We start from the raw sequence: 20,730 nt of genomic DNA on the forward strand, positions 1-20,730 counted from the left end.
AGACTTGATATGTTACCTAGTCTTTTTAAGTTAATATTACAAGCATGGAAAAAGTACTATTTGATTTTTGTACCAGCAATTATCTGATTTTTATGGTTGATTATAAACTTTAATTTATTAATTTCAATAACTTCATAAGTTTCGGTTATAAATATAGAGAAGATGCTAGCTATCATATCGGCCAAATCAACTTTAGATAATATCAGTAATCGCAAATTGAAAAATGATTTAGGAACAGTTTTAACAATTAAACATAATCTTTTATCATTTACGTGCCATACACCAGTAAATTTATTACCCGTGATAAATTCGCTGGGTTTAGATAAAAGAAACGTTTGAATTCTAGTTTGCTCATAAGTCATATCATCTTTAAATTCAATATAAATTTTTTCCCAGTCTGTATTAAAACGCCATTTTCCAAAAAGGAAAATTTCTATTTCTGTATCAGATAGATTCATATTATTCATTGGCTTTCTCCCCAATTATTAAATAATGTGCGATTGACTCATGGTAAAGTTTCGTGACAGGTTTTGGCACGAGTAAAAAATAAATGCATCTGCCATACTAGCCAAGATCCAACTCGCCAAGCTGCCATTGACAGGGGGGTTGTAGATGAATGTGGGAATATATCTAATATATTTTGGTCATAATGTAACCATTTAACTGGTAAATGTCCCATCGGTGTCGTCGGGGATAATTTAAAAGTTAATTGGTCGTAATTTAACCAGTTTCCCTCTTTTCGCCAACCCAGGCGATCGCCAAGTCTTTTTTCTGTTTCATAATCTATTTGACCGCCTATTTCGTTCCAAATACTTTGCTGAACACTAAACCCAAAGTAACCATGACTGTATTGTTGCCAAAGTTGATCAATTTTATGAAAAGCTTCACATGAAAAGTTAAGAATATCCTGTTTATAAACTTCATTCCAATCATTTTTACTCATGACTTGTAGCATTAATTGAGCTGTTTCAATATCAGCTTCTTGCCACTTATGCTGTGTAAGAAGGTTTTGCAATTTACTGTAATCAATATTCCAATTATTTTTAAACTCTATAGGATGCTCAATATCAATATTAGGTTGTTCCGCCAATTCTATTTTTTCGATAAAATTCTGAGAATAATCAGGAACAATATCTGTTTCTTCTATCCCTAGCACTTTCTTTTGAGCAACCAGTTGAGTAGAAATATAATTAGATATGAGGTAAATCGCTTGATTTAAAGTTATATTATCTTTACTTAAATCAAAGTCATGAACCTGTAAATCTAATAATTGTGACTGAAGAAAAGCATCTTTCAGTCTATCTTTTTTATCATAACTTGCCACTAATAAATTGAGTATGTCATGAGACATTGTACTAGTATCTTGTCTCGTTAATAAATTAACTTGAGAATTTAGAGTACTGCTTGCTAAATTCTGTATTTCTCCTACAATTGCGTAAAAATCTGCATCTACTTTTACTACATCATCTATTAAAGATTGAAACGGACTAAAGTAATCTTGTAGAGACTTTTCTAGATTAATTGCTGTTTCAGCTATTTTTGCGATTTCTTGACGAATTTTTGTAGCTCTGACTTGGTATTCATAAATTTCTTGATACACCTCTATATCTTTAAGTATTTTCTGAATAGCTTGCTTTTGATTTTTGGTATCTTCCGCTAAATTTTTAATTCCTTCAATGAGTATTTTTACTTTTTCTAATATTAAAAAGTTAGTATTACTTAACAACAAAATAGATTTTAAATTCTCTTCTTCTTCCCATTTTAACTTTTCAATTATTTGAGAATCTTTATTATTCTTTATCTCTAACTTACTTCTTTCTTCATTGACTTTTCTAATTTCATAATATTTTTGGCGAAACAAATTTTTCCAGTCATCTATAAAATTTAATAAAAAATTTTGATAACTGTTTTTATAATTTTCTAAAAAATCCAGAAGTTGAATATAATCTGTAATTAATAATTTAACCTTTGCTAAGGTTTCTCCTTGACTAATTTCCTTTTTCCATTTGATTATTCCCCAAAAATAAGAATAATATTTAGTACCTTCTTTAATTAAGTTTTGGCATTTTCTAATTTTTCTTTGAACTTTTTTTAGTTTGGGATTTTTTAAGGTAGGAAATTTGTAATATTTTTCATAAATCGTAATAGATTTATAAGTAACTAATTGTTTTTGCTTTCTAGTTAGCATCACTTGTTTTGAAATATACAAATAGTTACTAAACTCTTATTCATTTCAACACCTGAAGATTTTTGTGATTACATTAAGTCAAGATGTCCTTTTTAAAGCAGACAAAATTACTTTACCGTAGCTATTTTGCATAATTCCCATACCAGCATTTTATCTCGTGATTCTATAAGCTGTATGCCGATTTTTTCTAGGACTCGCTTTGAACTTATATTATCGCGATCGCATCAAGCAGTCGCACTTTGCACATTAGGTTGAGATGACTTTAACCATATAGGCTTAATCTATTACCCATTTCAATACCTCTGGGTTTTTGTTATAGCGGTAGGTTACACCATCCTTAGTAGTCACAGACTTTTCTTGACTAGCCTTACTTCTGATCGTAGTAATAGAATAGTCTGTTAATGTCTGAAGCTCTTTATGAGAAAGTCCTATAATTGTGGCGTAGACGCTTTGTGGTGAGGGAGTCGCAGTCTTTTCTACGAGAGGCTGCGCCAAGGCGGTTCCCGTCGATTGCGATAGCGTAGCGTTAGCGACGTTAGGAGCGTCACTCTCGAACGCGTTGGCGCAGCCTCTCGTAGAGAAGGGCTTGTCGTTAGATATCGCTGCTGATTCTGGTTTCATTTTGAGTTCATTTTTCGGGTAAATATCTATCGTAATTTGCTCCTTTTGTGATGGTTTAACAGCAATTCCTTTTTGCAATTGATAATCTAGCATAGAAACAAGTTGCCAATTAGATTCTTGTGAAAGTTCTAACACCCATTGATGATAATTGAATAAGCTTTCTCTATGACCAACGCTGATAAAAGTTGTTTTCGCTGATTGTAACTGTTGATATAAATTACCTTCGTTATTTAAATCTAAAGCACTCGTTGCTTCATCTAAGATAGTGAAACTAGGATGTGTAATTAATAGCCGTGCAAAAGCGAGGCGTTGTTGTTCTCCTAACGATAATATATTTTCCCAAGGAACTTCCGTATCAAAGCCATTTACGCGGGTAAGTAAGTGTTGCAGGTTAACTTGTTGCAAAATGTGTTCAAGTTCTTTGTCGCTCATTTTCCTGTCTGTGTGAGGATAGAGCAACTGTTCGCGCAAAGTCCCTAAAATGATATAAGGCCGTTGGGGTAAGAATAATACTTCTTTTAGAGGAGGACGCACTAGACGACCAGTTCCTGCATTCCACAAACCAGCGATCGCTCTCAACAAAGAACTTTTACCCCTACCACTAGGGCCAACAATCAATAAACCTTCTCCTGGCTGAACAGCTAGTGACAAGTTTTCAACGATTACCTGCTCATAATTTGGCGTTTGTAAAGTGACATTCTCAAAAGCTAAACGTTCTTCTTCTAAAATTTGAATAGTACTGACGTTCTCTGGTTGTTTACTAGCAGCCTGTAGCGCATCTGAAAACTCTGCTAAACGCTTTACATAGCCAGAAAATCGTCCTGAAATACCAAACTCGGCTATTAGTTCTCCTAAAGCGTTAGAAAACATAAAACAAGCAAAACTAGCTTGGTTAATTTGTCCATAATCAATTTTATCCTGAAGAAATAAAGGTGTAAGAATAAACATCGAGAATACGCTAATGGCAGACTGATATGCTCTACCAAAAGCGTCTTGTCCCCTCTCTAAATTCAGCCTGCGTTCAGCAGTTTCTAAAACATTATTAAAGCGGCGCTGAATTATATTTAATTCTTCAGATTCTCCCTGAAAAAAAGCAATTGATTCAGCGTGATTACGAACATGAGTTAAGCAATAGGCAAAATCTGCTTTAAATGCAATTTCTTCTTGGTTAACTTTATTTATTGCTTGATTTAAGTAAACAGCTATTAAATTACCTATAATTGTATAAATAACTAAATAAATTGCGATTTGTGAAGAAACTATCCAGAGAATTATCAAAGAACTGACCATTTCTAAAGATTTTTCTAGTAAAGAAGATGAGAATCTCAAACCAATACTAGTAATGGGTTCTATTTCTTGGGATAAGCGTTGATCTGGATTATCTATATCTGATTTGAAATTGATTTTATAATAAGCTTGATTGCTTAAATACTTTTCTAAAACATGATTATTTAGCCATTTGTACCAGTCAAGAATTATTTTTTTTCTGACATATTTCAAAAGAGTTACTAACAATACCATCCCGACAATAATGAGACTAGACAGCCATAAAGTACTATTATATTTATCAAGGTCTCTCTGTTCAATAACGATATCAATCACATAGCGATTCCAGTAACTATTTGCAGCATTTGCACCAACAATCACGACTATTAATAATACTAAGACAATGAGCATTCCCCATGAGTGAATCACATCTGAAAATACTCTTCCTTCTGCTTTTGTCGGATACCAATAAGGTTGAGCGACTACTTTCACATCCTGCCAAAACTGAATCAAGGCTGAAAAAGGATTTGTTGTATTTTGCTCACGCACAGATGGAGTTTGCATATTCTAAAAATGTAGCCGTTACTAATTACACTAGGAATTTTGAAATGGCCTTTGAGAATTAAGTTAGACTCAGAGGCCATTTTTCCTCTTAGAGAATGTCTGAAAACTTTTATGGTGTTGTATTCGAGATTTGTAGATTCCCCTAAATTCCCCTTTTTAAGGAGGAATTTTATTAAATTTACTCCCTTTTTAATGGGAGCCTGCCTTAACGCTGTCAGCGTTAAGGCAGGGTATAGGGGGGATCAAATCGAATGCACTAGGTCAATGATTCCTCATCAACAATTTCGACTGTTCTCGGAAAAGGGCCTTGGTCAGGCTCAGTAACGACTACTGGGCTAATATGATGTTTCAGTTTGAGTTTTAACTCATCTGAAATGGGCAATTCTTGAATTTCTTTGAGAAGAAATCTGACAGATTCAGTTTTGCTACGTTCTGTATAGATGAGCTTGAGAATGTTTTCAATTCCAAATCCCGCTATATATTCCCCTAGAACGGCTACCAGCCCAAGTAAGCCTAAACCTCCTAAGAGGCCGAAAGGCCCGCCCAGCGTTGAAAGCATAGCGACAACGGCGGCGACATTACCCCCTGCTGCACCTGTTGCAATCACGAATAGTATGCCAGGAAGGCCTAAACCAGAAATTTTTTTGACGAGTTCATCCATTGTACTTACCTACAATCCTTATAAAGTGAAAACATGACTAATACCAATTCGCAATTCGCAATTCGCAATGGGCTAACGCCCCGCTCCGCTAACGCAATTAAAAAACTTAGAGATACTTCCCTTTCGGGGTTTACATCTGTTTCGTAATTTAAGTGAATTGGTATAAGAGAGTCATTACTAATTTCTTTTGTGAAGAAATTAAAAATCTTACATCTTGCACCAACTAACTGGTGCAAGACGTAAGAAATCTGATTTAGCCCAACAAAAGACTACACAATTCATCGATTTGTTGACTTTTGTTAGATATTAGTCGATGGGCTATAGCTTGTAACTGACGTGTATTTTGGAGTTTGGTGTTATCTATTTCTTCCAGTTCACTATCTAATAATGTTTGAAAGCGATAATAAAAACTTTTAGCTTCTTTATCGCTAGGTTCAAACAACTGTTCTAATTCTCCAGCTACCACTTCACTACTTCCGTCAAACATAATATTTAAAAGCGGTCTTCCCCATTGCAATAGTCCCCAATTTTTGACTTCTTTATAAGGGTAGACACTCGTCAGCGAACCTGTACCTAAAGAAACTACTAAAATATCTTCTGTATTCAGGACTTTTTGGACTTTTCGTTTACTACTAATTTGTGCTTCTAAAATAGCTAAATGGGCTGGATTATTAGCAAATACTCCACCATCGATTAAAGTATAGGCGATGCCGCTATTGTGGGGGTTTACAACCCGATGAGGAGCAAAATAAGTCGGAGTGGCACTAGTTCCCAATGCTGCATCTAGGAGCGAAAAACCGCTACATAACTTCTGAAAATTCTTAGATTCTATTTGCTGTTTTTCTAGTTGGTTTGTAAAAAATATCGGAATTCGCTGCTCAATATCGTAACTCGTTACAAAAACTTCTTTGAGATTATTTTCTATAAGGGCGTTACCAAAATATTTCCTGAAAATTTCTTCTTTGCTTTCGGAAGGATATTTTGGCTGGAGAAATATATCCTCTAATGGGCCAAGTAGTCTTTCAAACAACGGCTCATAAAATATTTCTACCCCATACTCAAGAAATAGCTGTAAAAGATCCTCAGCAGTGAATTCAGCTACTGGCAAGTTATCAGATACATCGGAACTTAATCGGGGTTTAGTTAGTCCAAGTGCTAAAATTCCACCACTGGAAGTGCCAGTAATTAAATCAAACAAACTGAATATAGGCTTTTGTGTCCGCCTTTCAATTTCTGCTAGGATTAATGCAGGAATAATGCCTCGAATACCGCCTCCATCAATGGAAAGTATTTTATATTTGGGACGGGCTTCTGTATTCATGGTTTCTGCCGATTCCTCCTGAGTTAATATTTGTGCTTGTTGGATATTGACGGGATCTTCAGTTTGGTCTGTTTTGGTTTCCTCGTCATGTGGCTTGAAACCGATCGCAGTTGGAATAATCTCGGATTCTTCGCTGTTTATTTCTGTCTGTTGAATTTCCTTTGATTGGTTTTCGTCGTCGCTTACTAACGATACTGTTGCTGCTAATAAACTTGTAGTTATTGGTGAGATATTTTCTTCAGGAATAACTGCTGTTTCAGTTTGGATCTCTTCTTGAATATCTTCTTGATTAAATGATTCTGCTGCAAATAGAACTGGATTTGATGATTGTGTTGCGAATGGAATTTCTGATAAAGTCCAAATAGGATTACCACGAAAATTTCCTTGATAAGATTTTCCAGTTTGGTTTTTGACAGTTGTACCTTGCCCATCGTCTAATTTCCAGTAAGCCACTAATCCTGATTCATCCCCAACTATTAGCCCACAACGATGAGTCTGGATTTCTGCTTGAGTGCAGGGATAATTCCAAACGCTAATGTTTGCTAATTGTCCTTTGAAATAGACCTGTTTGTGTAACGTTGCTCCCAGAGTTATAGAACTTGTGGCTTTGTTTAAAGATGAACCTCTAAGAGAATCGTTGTATTCATGCTCGTCAAGATATACGGTTAGCTGACCACTATTAAAAACAATAGCAAAAAAGTGCCATTGTCCTATAGTTAATTCTCCTTGTCCGAAGGTTTTAATATTTTTGCTAACACTTTCATCAATGTAGACATCTAGGCTTCCTGTTTCACTGATGCCGAATTCAAAATTATCGCTGAATCTCTCTGAAGAACGGGCAAAAAATACATTGCGCGTCCCGTAACTAGTGGCTTTATTTGTTAGTTCATGTGGATTTACCCATCCTGAAACCGTAAAAGCTGAACTCCCTTGAGCGAAAACGCCGCCAATATCGTTTCTGCCAAAATCTATATAATCATTTACCCCATCAAATGTTAAAACTGTTTGTGTATTTACTAGGTTGATCACAAGGCTTTAATCTCCCAATCTAAATAATTCATAATTTTCAATAAGTAGTAATTTAAGATTAATAAACTTAATAGTGGAATTTCATTAACACCTTTCAAAATAGAAGACAAGAAAAATATATAAGGCTCAATCCCCTAATTTTTATTAGTCAGTAATACTTCTGCGATCGCCTGCGAAATTGGGTAGTGTGGTGGATATATCTCCAGCCAAAAAAATTCCCCGACTGGGTTAACTTCGAGGAATATATGCCGACCATCTGGCGTGACAATAATATCAATTGCTCCATAGTTTAAGCCAAAATAAGCCATCAGTTTGAGCAGTTTTTTCTCAATATCTTCTGGCAAGTCGTAGGGTTGCCAATTTTTAACTAAGGCTCTCCCCTCTTTGCGCCAGTCGTAAGTAGATCCTTCTAAGTTTTGGGAATCTACTGCGGCAGTAAATACGCGGTGTCCCACAATAGTTGTCCGCAACTCCAGCGCCTTGGGCACATTTTCTTGAAAGGTCATCGGACAAAAACGCAGTCCTTCCATATTCTCCAGATCATCGTTTGTAACTGGAGTGGTAAACACAACGTTTTCTCGTCCCTGTTGATCATAAATAGCAAAGGAAGAAAGCATCTTGGTAACTATACCTTGGCTACACTCTTGAGCAAATTGCTTGACTGCTTCTGGATTGTTTGAAGTCAGAGTACGTGGAGTTACAAGACCAACTTCTCGTGCAACTTGCAATTGTAGTTGCTTATTATTAGCCCGATCTACATTGGACATTTTATCAAAGTGGAATCCCTGAAGGCTGGCAATCATCCCCCTGATTGTGGCGCGACATTCGTTAATTGACGCATCTCTATATTGCTTGTCCATTGAGTCGGGGATTTTTTGACCGTAGCGCATCCGCCGATACCAAACTGAGGATACCTCGCTCAAATCGAGCTTCTGTTCGCCATCAGTAATAATTACCCGTTCAGTATCGCCGCAGTAAATGTCTAGCTTGACTTCGGTGGGATATCTATCTGTGTCAAACCGAAATGCTTTTTCTCCTCTAGCCTCAATTTCGTTGATGACTAGAGGAATACTTTCGTTGTCTTTACTAAACGTGACTATTAATACGGTCATAAAAAGTATGAAGTGTGAAGTATGTAGACACCCTTTGGGTGGCTTGCCGCAGGCTAGTATTAAATATTAAATTTTTGCTCGTTCAATTCTTTGTTTGAAGTAGCGCATCTGCGATCGCACTTGCAATGGGTAAGTTTAGATCCTTTTCCAGCATTCCCCACTCCCCCAGAGGGTTGATTTCCAAAAAGACGTATTCGCCTGATGGTGTGACGATGAAATCTAACGCTCCAAACAACAGCCCAAATTTCCCCATAAAGACTTTGAGACGACTAACTACTTCATCAGGAAGTTGGTGGTGTTGCCATGCGCCAACCTCAACACCTGGTTTACGCCAATCAACTTTGGCTGCTGCATACACATCTGCATTTAGCGCCCCCACAAATACATTACCATTCACATACACCACCCGTAATTCCTGTTGCTTTGGAATTTGCTCTTGAAAAACCATTGGGCAATAGCGCAGTGACTCGGCATCAACTAAATCTTCTTCCTTGACGATGCTGGTGTACAGAAAAAATGAGGAGTTAGCTTCCATACTGCGGGAAAGAGCAGTTAAGAGCTTGCTCACCATTTTGCCGTTAACTTGCCTGAAAAACTCTCGTGCTGCTTGGGCTTTGTTGGTAACAAGAGTTTGGGGAATAACAAAGCCTACTTCAGACGCAATCCGTAGTTGGCGCAGCTTGTTACTTGCATAATTTATCCGCTCTAAATTATCTACCCATATAGCTCCCTTGAGGCTGTCCCAAAAAACATCTAAAGTTGCAAGTGATTCTCTAACGCAAGCGCCTCGGAACTTTGGCGCTAATTCTTGACTCAATTGTGGTTCCCAAATACGGCGCATCCATACAGCTTGCACCTGCTCTGTGTTGATAGAGTGGTTGTTACATTCTATAGTGTGGTAGCTTTTAGACTTATCAAAATGTGCTGTTAATTGCACTTCTAGAGGAAACTTATCAGTATCTAGACGAAATGGTTGCACCCCTTTTTTTGATAAGGCTTCTGCCACTCTATCTATTGTGAAGAAATCACCACTGTGGCTGATTAATAAAACAACATCACTAGACAGGTGCATAAAATATATTTTATTTGATAATTTATGAGGTAGCTATTAAGTCATAACAAACAAATTGCTTTTTATAACCCAAAGTTTTTGAAGAATTTAGGGAGATGGAAAAAGCAATCACCTCCATGTTATGGATAAGGTAATATGAAAGCGATCACCTACGGCGGGCGCTCTGCGCCATCGCATCTCTAAAAGTAGTTTCCAGTTATTTGATAACTGCTACTCTATTAAATTATGATTCAGCCAATTACAAGGTATCTTTCCGATCAGAAAGGTACTTTCAGATGTAGAAGACTAAATATATTATTTATCTTCCAAATCTGAAGGAAACTTGTAAGTCCAAGGAACCTCTGTTCCTTCAGTAGCTTGCTCTGACAAGAAACGCGCAAAGAATGGTACCGCTACAACATCCACTGTTTTGGCTGTGTTTGCAGGCATAGACTTCTCCTTAAACAAATTAACTTGTTTTTCAACTACAGATATATCAGTAATTAAATATATTTTCAAGGTCAGTTAAGACAGTTAAGTAGTAATTATTCTAAGAAAGTTAAGAAAGTTAAGAAAGTTAAGAAAAAATTATTGAATTATTATAACTATTAAGTAATTAATTAGTGAACAACAATAACCCCAACTTTTTAAAAAAATTAGGGTTCTGAGCAAGCGCGATTTTTACAAATCAAAATAGAAAACTATTCTTTCACAGGCGATAAATAACTCAGCAAACGCCTGCTAATTTCTTTCAGAGTTATCTGGTTCAGCAGTCGCTCATGGGGGAAACCCCCAGATGCTCGTACCTCGCTAACGCCTTGGGCGTCTCCTTTTGGGAGAAGACCGCGCTGCTTCACCAAAATCAAAGTTGCGCTTTTAGCGTGCCTTTGGTGCGACCTAAACTCTAAAATTGTCAAGCCGTTAAACTCTTAACCATTTCAACACACTTGAGTTCTTGTCATAGCGGTACGTCAAGCCATCCCTAGTAGTAATAAAATCTCCTTTGCTTGCCTTACTTCTAATAGTGCTAATGGAATAGTTAGTTAATTCGCTTATTTCTTTATGAGAAAGCCTTTCACTTGTAATTGTTTCTGTCAATATTTGAGATTGATTTTGCGACTCATTATTAGGCGTGCTTTGAATGTTTATTGTTTTTTGATTACGATAATCTTGAACACTCACAAGTTGCCAACTGGAATCTTGTGCAAGTTCCAAAACCCATTGATGATAATCAAACAGGCTTTCTCGATGCCCAACACTAATAAACGTTGTTTTCGTTGATTGTAACTGTTTATACAGCCTTCCTTCATTTTGCAAATCTAAAGCACTCGTTGCTTCATCTAATATAGTAAAGCTAGGATGAGTAACTAACAGTCGTGCAAAAGCCAGGCGTTGTTGTTCTCCTATTGATAATATATTCTCCCAAGGAACTTCTGTATCAAAGCCATCGACTCGACTAAATAAGTTTTGCAGGTTGACTTGTTGCAAAATTTCTTTAAGTTCTGCGTCGGGCATTTGACGATTGGTATTTGGATAGAGCAATTGTTCGCGCAAAGTTCCCAAAATTATGTAAGGACGTTGGGGTAAGAATAATACTTCTTTTAGAGGAGGACGCACCAAACGACCAGTTCCAGCGCTCCACAAACCAGCGATCGCTCGCAATAGAGAACTTTTACCTCGACCGCTAGGGCCGACAATCAATAAACCTTCTCCCGGTTGAACAGACAACGATAAATCTTCGACGATTACCTGTTCATAGTTGGGCGTTTGTAAGGTGACATTTTCAAAAGCGAAATGGTTTTCTTCTATTGTTTTAATAGTACTGACATTTTCGGGTTGCTTAGTTACTTCTTCTAAAGCATCTGAAAACTCAGATAAACGCTCAACATAGCTAGAGAATTGTCCAGCAGTCCCAAATTGACTGATTAATTCTCCCAAAGCAATAGCAAATAGATTACAAGCTAAAGCAGCTTGTCCAAGTTGCCCAAAATCAATTTCATCTCTAATATATAAAGGTGCAAGTACTAAAAAGGGAAATATTTGGATAATAGATTGATATCCTCTACTAAAAATTTCTGAACTTCTCTCCCAACTTATCTTACGTTCAATATTTTTGAGCAGATTACTAAATCGCCGCCCAAGTATATTCGATTCTTGGTTTTCTCCTTGAAAAAAAGCTATCGATTCAGCGTGATTCCGCACATGTGTCAAGGCGTAACTATAATCAGCTTTAAATAAGAGTTCCTCTTGATTAATTTTAGTCAATTCTTGATTTAAGTAAACGGCAATCAAATTGCCTATGATCGTATAAGCAAGCAGGATAAGGGCAATATTTTGCGAAATTGACCAAACAATTATTAAAAAAGTCACCATCTCTAGGACTTTTTCTAGAAAAGTAGCTGAAAAGTTCAGAGCATTAGTGGTAACAGGTTCAATTTCTTGTGATAATCGTTGATCTGGATTATCAATATCTGCTTTAAAATTTATTTTATAATAAGCACGATTGGTTAGATATTTATCTAAAATCTTATTATTAAGCCATTTGTACCAATTAAGAGCGATTTGTTTTCTGACAAATTTAGAAAATCCTGTTAAAAGCGTTAGGCAGACAAGTACAACAATATTGATTGATAAAATGTTAGTAAACTTAGAATAATCTCTGTCTTGAATAAGACTATCGACCAAATAGCGATTAACGAAACTACTATAAGCAGTTGTACCCACAAGGGCGATTATTAGTAATATTAGGAGAATTAGCATTCCCCAAGCACGAATTACATCTGAGAATGCTCTTTCTCCTGGCTTGGTTGGATACCAGTAAGGCCCGAAGATCACTTTTACATCGCCCCAAAATTGGATAAAACTTGAAAAAGCATTTTTTGTTGGTTGAGTTTGAATAACTTGAGTTGGCATATTTTAGAAATCAACTAAAATCTTTGATCGTCAGAACCAATTGGTGTTGTGATTACACCAGGGTTACACCGCCATCCACGGGCAAAATTACCCCTGTAATATAAGGATTTGTCATCAAACTCAACACTGCTTGTGCTAGTTCTTCTGCTTGCCCAAGATACTGGACAGGCAAGGATGCTTCAGCCCACTTTGACAAATCCGATCGCTCCGACTCGCTTTGATAGCTTAATACGCTTGTATCTTCCACTATTCCAGGGGCAATTGCATTAACTCGAATTGGAGAGAGTTCCAATGCCAACGTGCGGCCAAATACGGCAACAGCAGCATTTGCGGCTGCTATCACTGAAATACCACCCATTTTTGAAGGTTTGGAGATAGTAACACTTGATGTTAGGGTAATCGAGCCGTCAGGCGCTATATTTTTCACCGCCGCACGGACAACATAAAATGTTGCCCAGAATTTTTCCATCCCGCTTTGAGCGATTTGGGTTGTCATCTCTGATAAAAGCGATCGCGGGATATTTCTATCTGGTACAGCCGTAACAACTAAATGATCGAAGTTGCCGACTTTCTCAAAGAAAGCATCCACTGAAGCCTCGTTTAAGATGTCAACCGCGATCGCTTCAACCGCAAAATCAACCAAATCCTTGACTTGATTTAATTTGTCTTGTGAGGAACCTGATATCACTATCGATGCCCCCATTTCTGCTGTTTTGCTGGCGATTGCCAGATCAATCCCTGAGCTTGCACCAATAATCACCACTTTTTTGTCTGATAGCAACTGAAACATTTGATTACGTCACACCCGTGTTTGTTGAAAGTTTTTAGAAATTTGATCGAAGGACTTTTCCTTATTAGCTGGGATGCTGAAAATATCACCGACATGACATAAACTAATCTGTTCGCGCAAGTCTACACCAAATTCAAAATTATAGAGGGTGTATAATTCAGAGATCCGACGAATACCTTGGGGGCTAAAGCGTGTCCTTGGTCGATAAGTAGTTCCAGAATCGTCGGGAACACCGACGATCGCCACATCGTATTCTCCTACTTTTCGCATATCCTCTAAATAGGGTGCTTTCAATTGCAGCTAACTTTTCATATCGTATCCCGATGTGGCGAAATTGTTTGAGTCGTTTTATTCCTATTCCCACAACAACGCCGAAAAGAGTGAGAAAGTCATTTAGGACTTACGCAAACAATAGTCAAAACCCTGATTCTCAGGTAGGGGCAATTCATGAATTGCCCCTACCGTGTGTAGTTTTGCGTAAGTCCTATCATTATTGCAACTTTGCCCAAATTCCTTGACAGCGTTCTATAACTAGCCCCTGAAAAATTGATTGAATGGAAGGGTGAATATCTATTTTATACAGAGAAAAAAGACCAGTAGGACTTTTAAGATTTAACTCTCTTCGAGTCAAGCATAATGCTTGTGCCCGGTGGAGTTCCACAGCTTGAAGTAAACCTGGATAACTCAAATTACGCAAAGCTAATTGACCATTTTTAGTGATATATATGGCATCATTTTGAAAAAGATGTTCTAAGCTCAAAAGTCCAGCATGTACATCCACATCTTTTTCTAAGCCTCCTAAACGATGAGCATCTAAGCCAAAGCGAATACAGAGATTCACAGCTACTAACTTCCCCGCTTCTTGAGCAGCTAAAGTGCAAGCAGCAAACTCAAACCCTAAACTATCAGCTCGCCATTCCTCTACACCACCATAAGTATAGTTTTGGAAAAACTTTTGCTTTAACTTGAAGTCAAATCCTAAACCACTCGCATGACCAGCTTCATGAACTTGAGTGTCTGCGTGGCGATAGCGTTTATCATTGATTTCATCTTCTAAAGGATCTAATAGTAAATTAGCCGTTTCATATTCAAATATTTTTTTAATGCATTCGCGGCTCGAACCTAAAAAACGTCGTCGCTGCTCGCTTGCATTGTTTAATACTGGGCCAGAAGAACTGTTACGAAAACACCATCTATATGGAACAATGAAGGCTTCACCACTTTCACCGCTAATATTACCACAACTAGCTATCTCGGTAAAAGAATAGTTCTTTGGAACAGGTTGACCAAGTTTTCCAAACTTTTCCCGACTGAGATTTTCTAATTGTTCGATAGATGGCTCTTGGGTGTCGTGCATTTTGCCGTAAATTGCACTTAAAGTCACCTGTGGTTGAGATTGTCGATTGATTTTGTAAGGTGCAATAATCAGGAAATAGCCGTTTTTCCCGATAAAATCTTTATTGATAAAGCCTTCAGACAAGATATCCCAATCGTTATTTTCTAAAGCATCTGCTGTATTTAGTAGCCAACGTGGGAGAAGTTCACGAGAGTTTGCCGCTTGTTGACGCAGTTTTCTCACAGCGATCGCAATTTCATCTTTCTCGACATATTCGACTATTTGTTTGACTAATTCTTGTTCGTTTACAAAGATAGCTGTCATTTTTTCTACTTAACGATATGGTGTATAACTTGATCTATTTATTGTCTGAAAGTACAAAATTGCATTCACTATTGTTCTGTAGACGGGGCAAATTTCGCTTATTTTTAGTCTCGAATAGCTACAGAGTAAGAGTTAGCTATCTGGCTAAAGCACCAAATTTTTTATCTATAAGACATGAGTAACTATTCATAATTCTGCTGGATTTATCAAATAACTTTCGCTGGTTTTTTTGTTGAAACTAACAAATAAGCAATAGATGAAGAATTTAGCAACCCATCTATGCCATCAATATTTAACTGATAGGTTTGTTCATCTATCTCTCCTGCTTGGAATTCCTCTTCAATAGAAGATTTTAGATATCGGTAGTGTGTTAGCCAGCACTTCTCTGTTACGTCCACAAAATCTAAAAGTTGGAATCCTACCTGTTTGTAAATATTTTTATACTCCTCAATATCTTGATCTTTGACAATATTTTTTTGCGGAACAATCCAATCACCGAAATGCTGAGTATTTTCAAAGATGATATCAGAGAGGATGAGATGTCCTCCTGGCTTCAATACACGCCAAGCCTCTTTGAGAAACTTTTCCCTGGTATCAAAGTAGAAGGCTGCTTCAACACAGATGATGTTATCAAAAGATTCATCTTCAAATTCCATCTGTACAGCATCCATGCATATAAATTTGCACTCTGGAGCGTTAACAATACTTCTTTCGATTTGTTGGGATGAAATATTAATTCCCACAATATCAGTAGACGAATAATAGTTAAGTAGATGACTAGTCGTTGCGCCCAAACCACAACCAACATCGAGAATGTTTCCTTTTTTTTCTAGAATAAAATCTAAAAGTTTTTCTAGCAAATTAAAACAAGCTGATTGTTGATTTTGAGTATCCTCAAGCCAATATCCTACATTAAAAAACTCTTTTTGCCCGTAGAGTTTTCTAATTTGGGGACTTAAAATTAAACTATCAAAATTGCTAACATATTCGCTTTTGTCCATTTTTTCTCACTAATACCATGACCTACTCAGCATCCAAAAGCAATAATTACATAACATTATTTTTCGTTTCCTGTGTCCTCACTTTACAAATAAATTTGATTTGGCACAACTATTTATTAGATATTTGCTTGTGCTTCTTTGATACAAGCTTTCAATTGTTGGGCTAAAACTTGGACATGAGGTTCGCTCATAATTGAGATGTGATTACCTAGCACAAAATGGATATCCACTGGCTCTGTAGAAAACTCGCTCCAGCCCAAGGAAAAATCTGCGGAAGCTTCAGATGCTAACTCACTATTAGGATCTGACGGCATATCCTCGTTGGCGCGGAGAATCGTCACTTTACCCGGATAAAGTTGTTTTGGTACATAATCAATCAGACATAAACAGCTAGTTTTATAAGCTTGTACGATATTTTTTAGTTGATTAGTTCCAGCATCCGGGGGTAACATATTAGCCATTTTGAAATAGTGTAAAACGTATTTTAGTTGTTCCTCCTCCGATAAGCTTTGTAGAGTCTCGTAGGAAATATCTACATTTTTATCTAAATAAATTTCTAGCCCTTTACTTACTTCAGCTAACCACATTGCAAAATCCCAACTAAGATAATCAGCAAGCATTTGCTTATCCTTATAGGTTGGTGCTGAAGAATCAATAATTCCTAGCAAAGCAACTTTATGCCCTTGTTTATTTAACTGTTGAGCCATTTCAAAAGCGACGTTTCCCCCATAGGAATGTCCTCCTAATAAGTATGGACCTTCTGGCTGAAAAGTTTGCATTGCAGCAATATAAACACTAGCGATATCCTCAATACGAGCGATCGCTCCTAAATTCTCATACAGATCATTTTCAAAACTATATAACGGTTGTTCATCTCCTAAATAACGTCCTAAATGATAAAAATAAAAAGGTCTGCCCCCTGCACCTGGAACACAGAAAAAAGGTAAGTTTGCACCATTAGGTTGAAGGGCTACTAAGCAAGAAGAATTTGAGTAATCTGAATCTTTTTGGATAGTTGCTGCCAACTGTTCAATAGTTGGATTTTGGAAAACAGTTGCTAAGGGAATATCTTTACCAAACTGCTCCTTAATTTGAGTCATTAAGTAGGAAGCTAAAAGGGAATGACCACCAAGGTCAAAAAAGTTATCTTTTACCCCTACTTTGTCAACCTTAAGAATCTTTGACCAAATTTGCACTAGTTGCAGTTCTAATTGGTTACGAGGTTCGACAAATTTTTCTAAGTCATTGGTGTGAGAAGGTGCTTTCAAGGCGCGGTGGTCTACTTTACCGTTTTGTGTTAGTGGCAGAGAATCCAACATCACAAAGGCATAAGGTATCATGTATCCAGGTAGTTTATTGGCAAGGAACTGGCGCAGTTCAATCGTTATGGGTGTCACCTTTGGGTGCGACACTATGTAAGCGACTAATCGCTTATCACCTGGGGTATCTTCGCGGACAATTACGCAAGAAACTTGCACACCACTATGTTGGCTCAGTACTGCTTCGATTTCTCCCAACTCGATGCGGAAGCCCCGGATTTTCACCTGATTGTCGATTCGCCCTATGTATTCAATATTGCCATCAGGTAAATAGCGTGCTAAGTCTCCGGTTTTATAAAGTCGGGGACTGGGGATTGGGGACACTTCTCTCCAAGATGCTCCGCTAACGACAAGCTCAGTGCATCGCTGGTAATTATAAAGAATTTCTGCTCCTCTGCTTCCCTGCTTCCCTGCTTCTGTGCTTCGACTAAAGGGATTGGGGATGAATTTTTCATCGGTCAACTCTCTTGCGTTGAGATAGCCGCGTGCTAACCCTGCACCACCAATGTGCAATTCTCCTGGCACACCCATAGGTACTGGTTGCAGATATTCGTCTAAGATGTAAACTTGTGTATTCGCGATCGCTCGTCCAATGGGGATTGACTTTATAGTTGAGTTAATCTGTCTAGGGATTGGGTAACAACAAGTAAAAGTTGTGCCTTCTGTCGGCCCATAGCCATTAATAATTTGTGTAGATGGCAGAGCTTCAGTTGCTCTCTGAACGTGAGCAATTGAAAGTGCTTCCCCACCAATTAGTAGCTGTTCAATTCCTGCCAAGGCTTGGGGATCATCATCAATTATGGAGTTAAATAAAGCAGCCGTCAGCCATAAAATAGTAATGTCATGTTTGTGGATTTCATGCCTCAGACTTTTAGCAGTAGGAATACTTTCTGGAAAAAGAACGCATTTTGCACCATGCAACAAAGCTCCCCAAATCTCGAATGTGGAAGCATCAAAAGAAATTGGGGCAATTTGAAGAAATCTTTGAGTTGCATCGAGATGAACGTAATTTACGCCAAACAAAAGACGATTAACGGCACGGTGAACAACTTCAACTCCTTTAGGCTGACCTGTAGAACCAGAGGTATAAATCACATAAGCCAAGTTAGTAGCTTGCACATCTGCGATCGCGTTTTGCCCACTTTCGGCGATACCTACGGGAAGCTGTGCTAACGCATTATCTTGACTACACTCAGCAATCAAATGCCAGTCAGTATCCAGACAAATAAGCTGTGCTTGATGTTGTGGTAGTTTGCCCTGGAGTGATTGCTGAGTCAGCAACACTGAAACTTGAGCATCTTCTAAGATGAAACTCAGGCGCTCAGTCAGATATTGTGGGTCAAGTGGCACATAAGCTCCACCCGCCTTGAGAATGCCCAATAATCCCACGACCATTTCCACAGTTCGCTCTACACACAACCCAACCAGTACATCTGGTTTTACACCCAGAGTTTGCAAATAGTGCGCCAATTGGTTAGCGCGACTATTCAACTCGTGGTAGGTTAAAGACGCGACATGTTGCGTCTGTACATTTTCAAATACCACTGCCACTGCATCGGGTGTAAGCTTTACCTGTGACTCAAATAACTTATGGATACACAAATCTTCGGGATATTTTACTTGAGTATCGTTCCACTCCACCAATAATTGATGACGCTCTGCTTGACTCAATAGTGATAATTCAGAAATTCGTGCTTTGGGATTGGCAACAATTGCTTCTAGTAAAGTTTGAGAATGTTGGGCAATCTGAGCAATTGTGGTCGCATCAAATAAATCAGTGTTGTAGCACCAAACGCCCTCTAGACCGGAGGGAATTTCCCAGTAGTTCACTTCCAGGTCAAACCTAGCTCTGACATCAAGCGGCAAAGGAATATTCTGGATACTTAAACCAGGCAAATTAGCAGAAGACTCTGGGGCATTCTGGAGGGAAAACATCACCTGTACTAGAGGATTACGACTTAAATCCCGGTCTGGCTGTAACTTTTCCACTAACATCTCAAAGGGCAAATCTTGATGGGAGTATGCTGACAACGTGGTTTGCCGCACTTGTGCTAAAAAGTCAGCAAAGGTAGGATTTCCAGAGAGATTGCCCCTTAATGCTAAAGTATTCGCAAAAAATCCCATTAGTTTCTCGATCGCGGGACTGTTGCGGTTAGCGATGGGGGAGCCAACAATAATATCTGACTGACCACTGTAACGAGAGAGCAAGATAAAAAAAGCTGCCAGTAGGGTCATAAACAGAGTTGTGTTTGACTCCTGGCTCAACTGCTTGAGGCGTTGTGTGAGGTTGCGATCGAGTTTGAAACACTCAATTCCACCTTGGAAGGTCTGAACTGGGGAACGTTGCCGATTGCCAGCCAGTTCTAGTACCAAAGGCGCACCCGCTAACTGTTTTTGCCAGTAATTGAGTTGGCGTTCGAGGACTTCACCAGTTAGCCACTGGCGTTGCCAAACTGCAAAGTCGGCGTACTGGATGGGTAATTTGGGTAATGGGTTGGGCAATCCTTGACTGAAAGCTGCATATAGCTGAGATAACTCACTGAAGAAGATGTTTAAAGACCAACCATCGTAGATAATGTGATGCATCTTCAACAGCAGTACATATTCCTGATTACTGAGTTGGAGGAGAGTAAATTGTACTAATGGCCCAACAGCCAGATCGAAGGGTTTGGAGGCAACAGACTTCGCTATTTGTCGAATTTGCTCAGTTTGCTCCTCGGTAGCCAACCCCTGCAAGTCATGAATTGGCAAAGTTAAGGCAGTGTCCGGGGCAATTACTTGAATTGGTTCTCCATCTACCGTGGAAAAAGTAGTTCTTAATACCTCGTGACGGCGAATAAGTTCACCCAGACTCTGCGAGAGTGCAGCTATATTGGGCGAACCGTCTAGCCGCAGAGCCTCCAGCATATTGTAAGCAGTACTGTCAGGTGAAATCTGGTGGACAAACCAGAGTCGTTGTTGGGCAAAAGACAGTGGTAGCTTACCGTTCCGTAGCACGGGTTGAATTGACAACTGCTCGGAGGTTTTAAGCTGCTTTGCCTCTTTTAATAAGAAAATAATTTCGGTTTTACGCCCAGCTATTTCTTGGCGCAGGGTTGGAGTTAACACCCCATCCGGGGCATGACAACGTAAGCGAACCTTTTCCAGAGGCGCTCCGCTAACGCCATCAATCTCTAGGTTAATACTCAAACTTTTTAGTTGACAAAGGAATTCAAAGGTGCTTTTAGTCATTAC

The 20,730-nt window shown here is 38.3% G+C and carries 14 protein-coding genes and 1 pseudogene; all 15 read right to left on the reverse strand.

Going from position 1 to position 20,730, the window contains the following annotated elements; all coding sequences use genetic code 11:
* Window positions 1-56: 56 nt before the first annotated feature.
* The 15 genes and pseudogenes from NLP_RS12670 to NLP_RS12735 all read right to left on the reverse strand — a co-directional run bounded on the left by NLP_RS12670 (window position 57) and on the right by NLP_RS12735 (window position 20,727).
* Window positions 57-467, reverse strand: a complete 411-nt coding sequence (locus NLP_RS12670) for a hypothetical protein (protein WP_234017304.1) — start codon at window positions 465-467, stop codon at window positions 57-59.
* A 38-nt stretch (window positions 468-505) separates the two neighbouring features.
* On the reverse strand, window positions 506-2,188 hold the full coding sequence (locus tag NLP_RS12675) for a GUN4 domain-containing protein (RefSeq protein ID WP_104906704.1): 1,683 nt from the start codon (window positions 2,186-2,188) through the stop codon (window positions 506-508).
* A 276-nt stretch (window positions 2,189-2,464) separates the two neighbouring features.
* Window positions 2,465-4,639, reverse strand: a complete 2,175-nt coding sequence (locus tag NLP_RS12680) for an ABC transporter ATP-binding protein/permease (protein ID WP_104906705.1) — start codon at window positions 4,637-4,639, stop codon at window positions 2,465-2,467.
* Between the two features lie 256 nt (window positions 4,640-4,895).
* A complete protein-coding gene (locus tag NLP_RS12685; RefSeq protein ID WP_104906706.1) occupies window positions 4,896-5,300 on the reverse strand; it encodes a hypothetical protein in 405 nt (134 codons plus the stop codon).
* 253 nt (window positions 5,301-5,553) lie between these two features.
* A complete protein-coding gene (locus tag NLP_RS12690; protein WP_104906707.1) occupies window positions 5,554-7,650 on the reverse strand; it encodes a patatin-like phospholipase family protein in 2,097 nt (698 codons plus the stop codon).
* Window positions 7,651-7,784: 134 nt separating this feature from the next.
* Window positions 7,785-8,762: an MvdD family ATP-grasp ribosomal peptide maturase gene (locus tag NLP_RS12695; RefSeq protein ID WP_104906708.1), complete on the reverse strand. Its 978-nt coding sequence runs from the start codon at window positions 8,760-8,762 to the stop codon at window positions 7,785-7,787.
* A gap of 82 nt (window positions 8,763-8,844) precedes the next feature.
* The gene (locus NLP_RS12700) at window positions 8,845-9,834 is read right to left on the reverse strand and encodes an MvdC family ATP-grasp ribosomal peptide maturase (RefSeq protein WP_104906709.1); all 990 of its coding nucleotides are present in this window, start codon (window positions 9,832-9,834) and stop codon (window positions 8,845-8,847) included.
* Window positions 9,835-10,128: 294 nt separating this feature from the next.
* Window positions 10,129-10,263, reverse strand: a complete 135-nt coding sequence (locus NLP_RS12705) for a microviridin/marinostatin family tricyclic proteinase inhibitor (RefSeq protein ID WP_104906710.1) — start codon at window positions 10,261-10,263, stop codon at window positions 10,129-10,131.
* Between the two features lie 251 nt (window positions 10,264-10,514).
* Window positions 10,515-10,730: a hypothetical protein gene (locus NLP_RS33105; RefSeq protein ID WP_158680360.1), complete on the reverse strand. Its 216-nt coding sequence runs from the start codon at window positions 10,728-10,730 to the stop codon at window positions 10,515-10,517.
* Between the two features lie 4 nt (window positions 10,731-10,734).
* Entirely contained in the window at window positions 10,735-12,726 is a 1,992-nt protein-coding gene (locus NLP_RS12710; protein ID WP_104906711.1) for an ABC transporter ATP-binding protein/permease, read from the reverse strand.
* Window positions 12,727-12,778: 52 nt separating this feature from the next.
* The gene (locus NLP_RS12715; protein ID WP_104906712.1) at window positions 12,779-13,516 is read right to left on the reverse strand and encodes an SDR family oxidoreductase; all 738 of its coding nucleotides are present in this window, start codon (window positions 13,514-13,516) and stop codon (window positions 12,779-12,781) included.
* A gap of 33 nt (window positions 13,517-13,549) precedes the next feature.
* Window positions 13,550-13,810 (reverse strand): annotated as a pseudogene (locus NLP_RS12720) (arginase family protein); the annotation flags it as partial.
* Between the two features lie 196 nt (window positions 13,811-14,006).
* Entirely contained in the window at window positions 14,007-15,176 is a 1,170-nt protein-coding gene (locus NLP_RS12725) for a DUF6014 family protein (protein WP_104906713.1), read from the reverse strand.
* Between the two features lie 206 nt (window positions 15,177-15,382).
* Window positions 15,383-16,177 carry a class I SAM-dependent methyltransferase gene (locus NLP_RS12730; protein WP_104906714.1) on the reverse strand — a complete coding sequence of 265 codons (795 nt, stop codon included), beginning with the start codon at window positions 16,175-16,177 and terminating at the stop codon, window positions 15,383-15,385.
* Between the two features lie 116 nt (window positions 16,178-16,293).
* The gene (locus NLP_RS12735) at window positions 16,294-20,727 is read right to left on the reverse strand and encodes a non-ribosomal peptide synthetase (RefSeq protein WP_104906715.1); all 4,434 of its coding nucleotides are present in this window, start codon (window positions 20,725-20,727) and stop codon (window positions 16,294-16,296) included.
* Between the last annotated feature and the right edge of the window lie 3 nt (window positions 20,728-20,730).

It is taken from the genome of Nostoc sp. 'Lobaria pulmonaria (5183) cyanobiont', from assembly GCF_002949795.1.
Lineage (GTDB): Bacteria > Cyanobacteriota > Cyanobacteriia > Cyanobacteriales > Nostocaceae > Nostoc.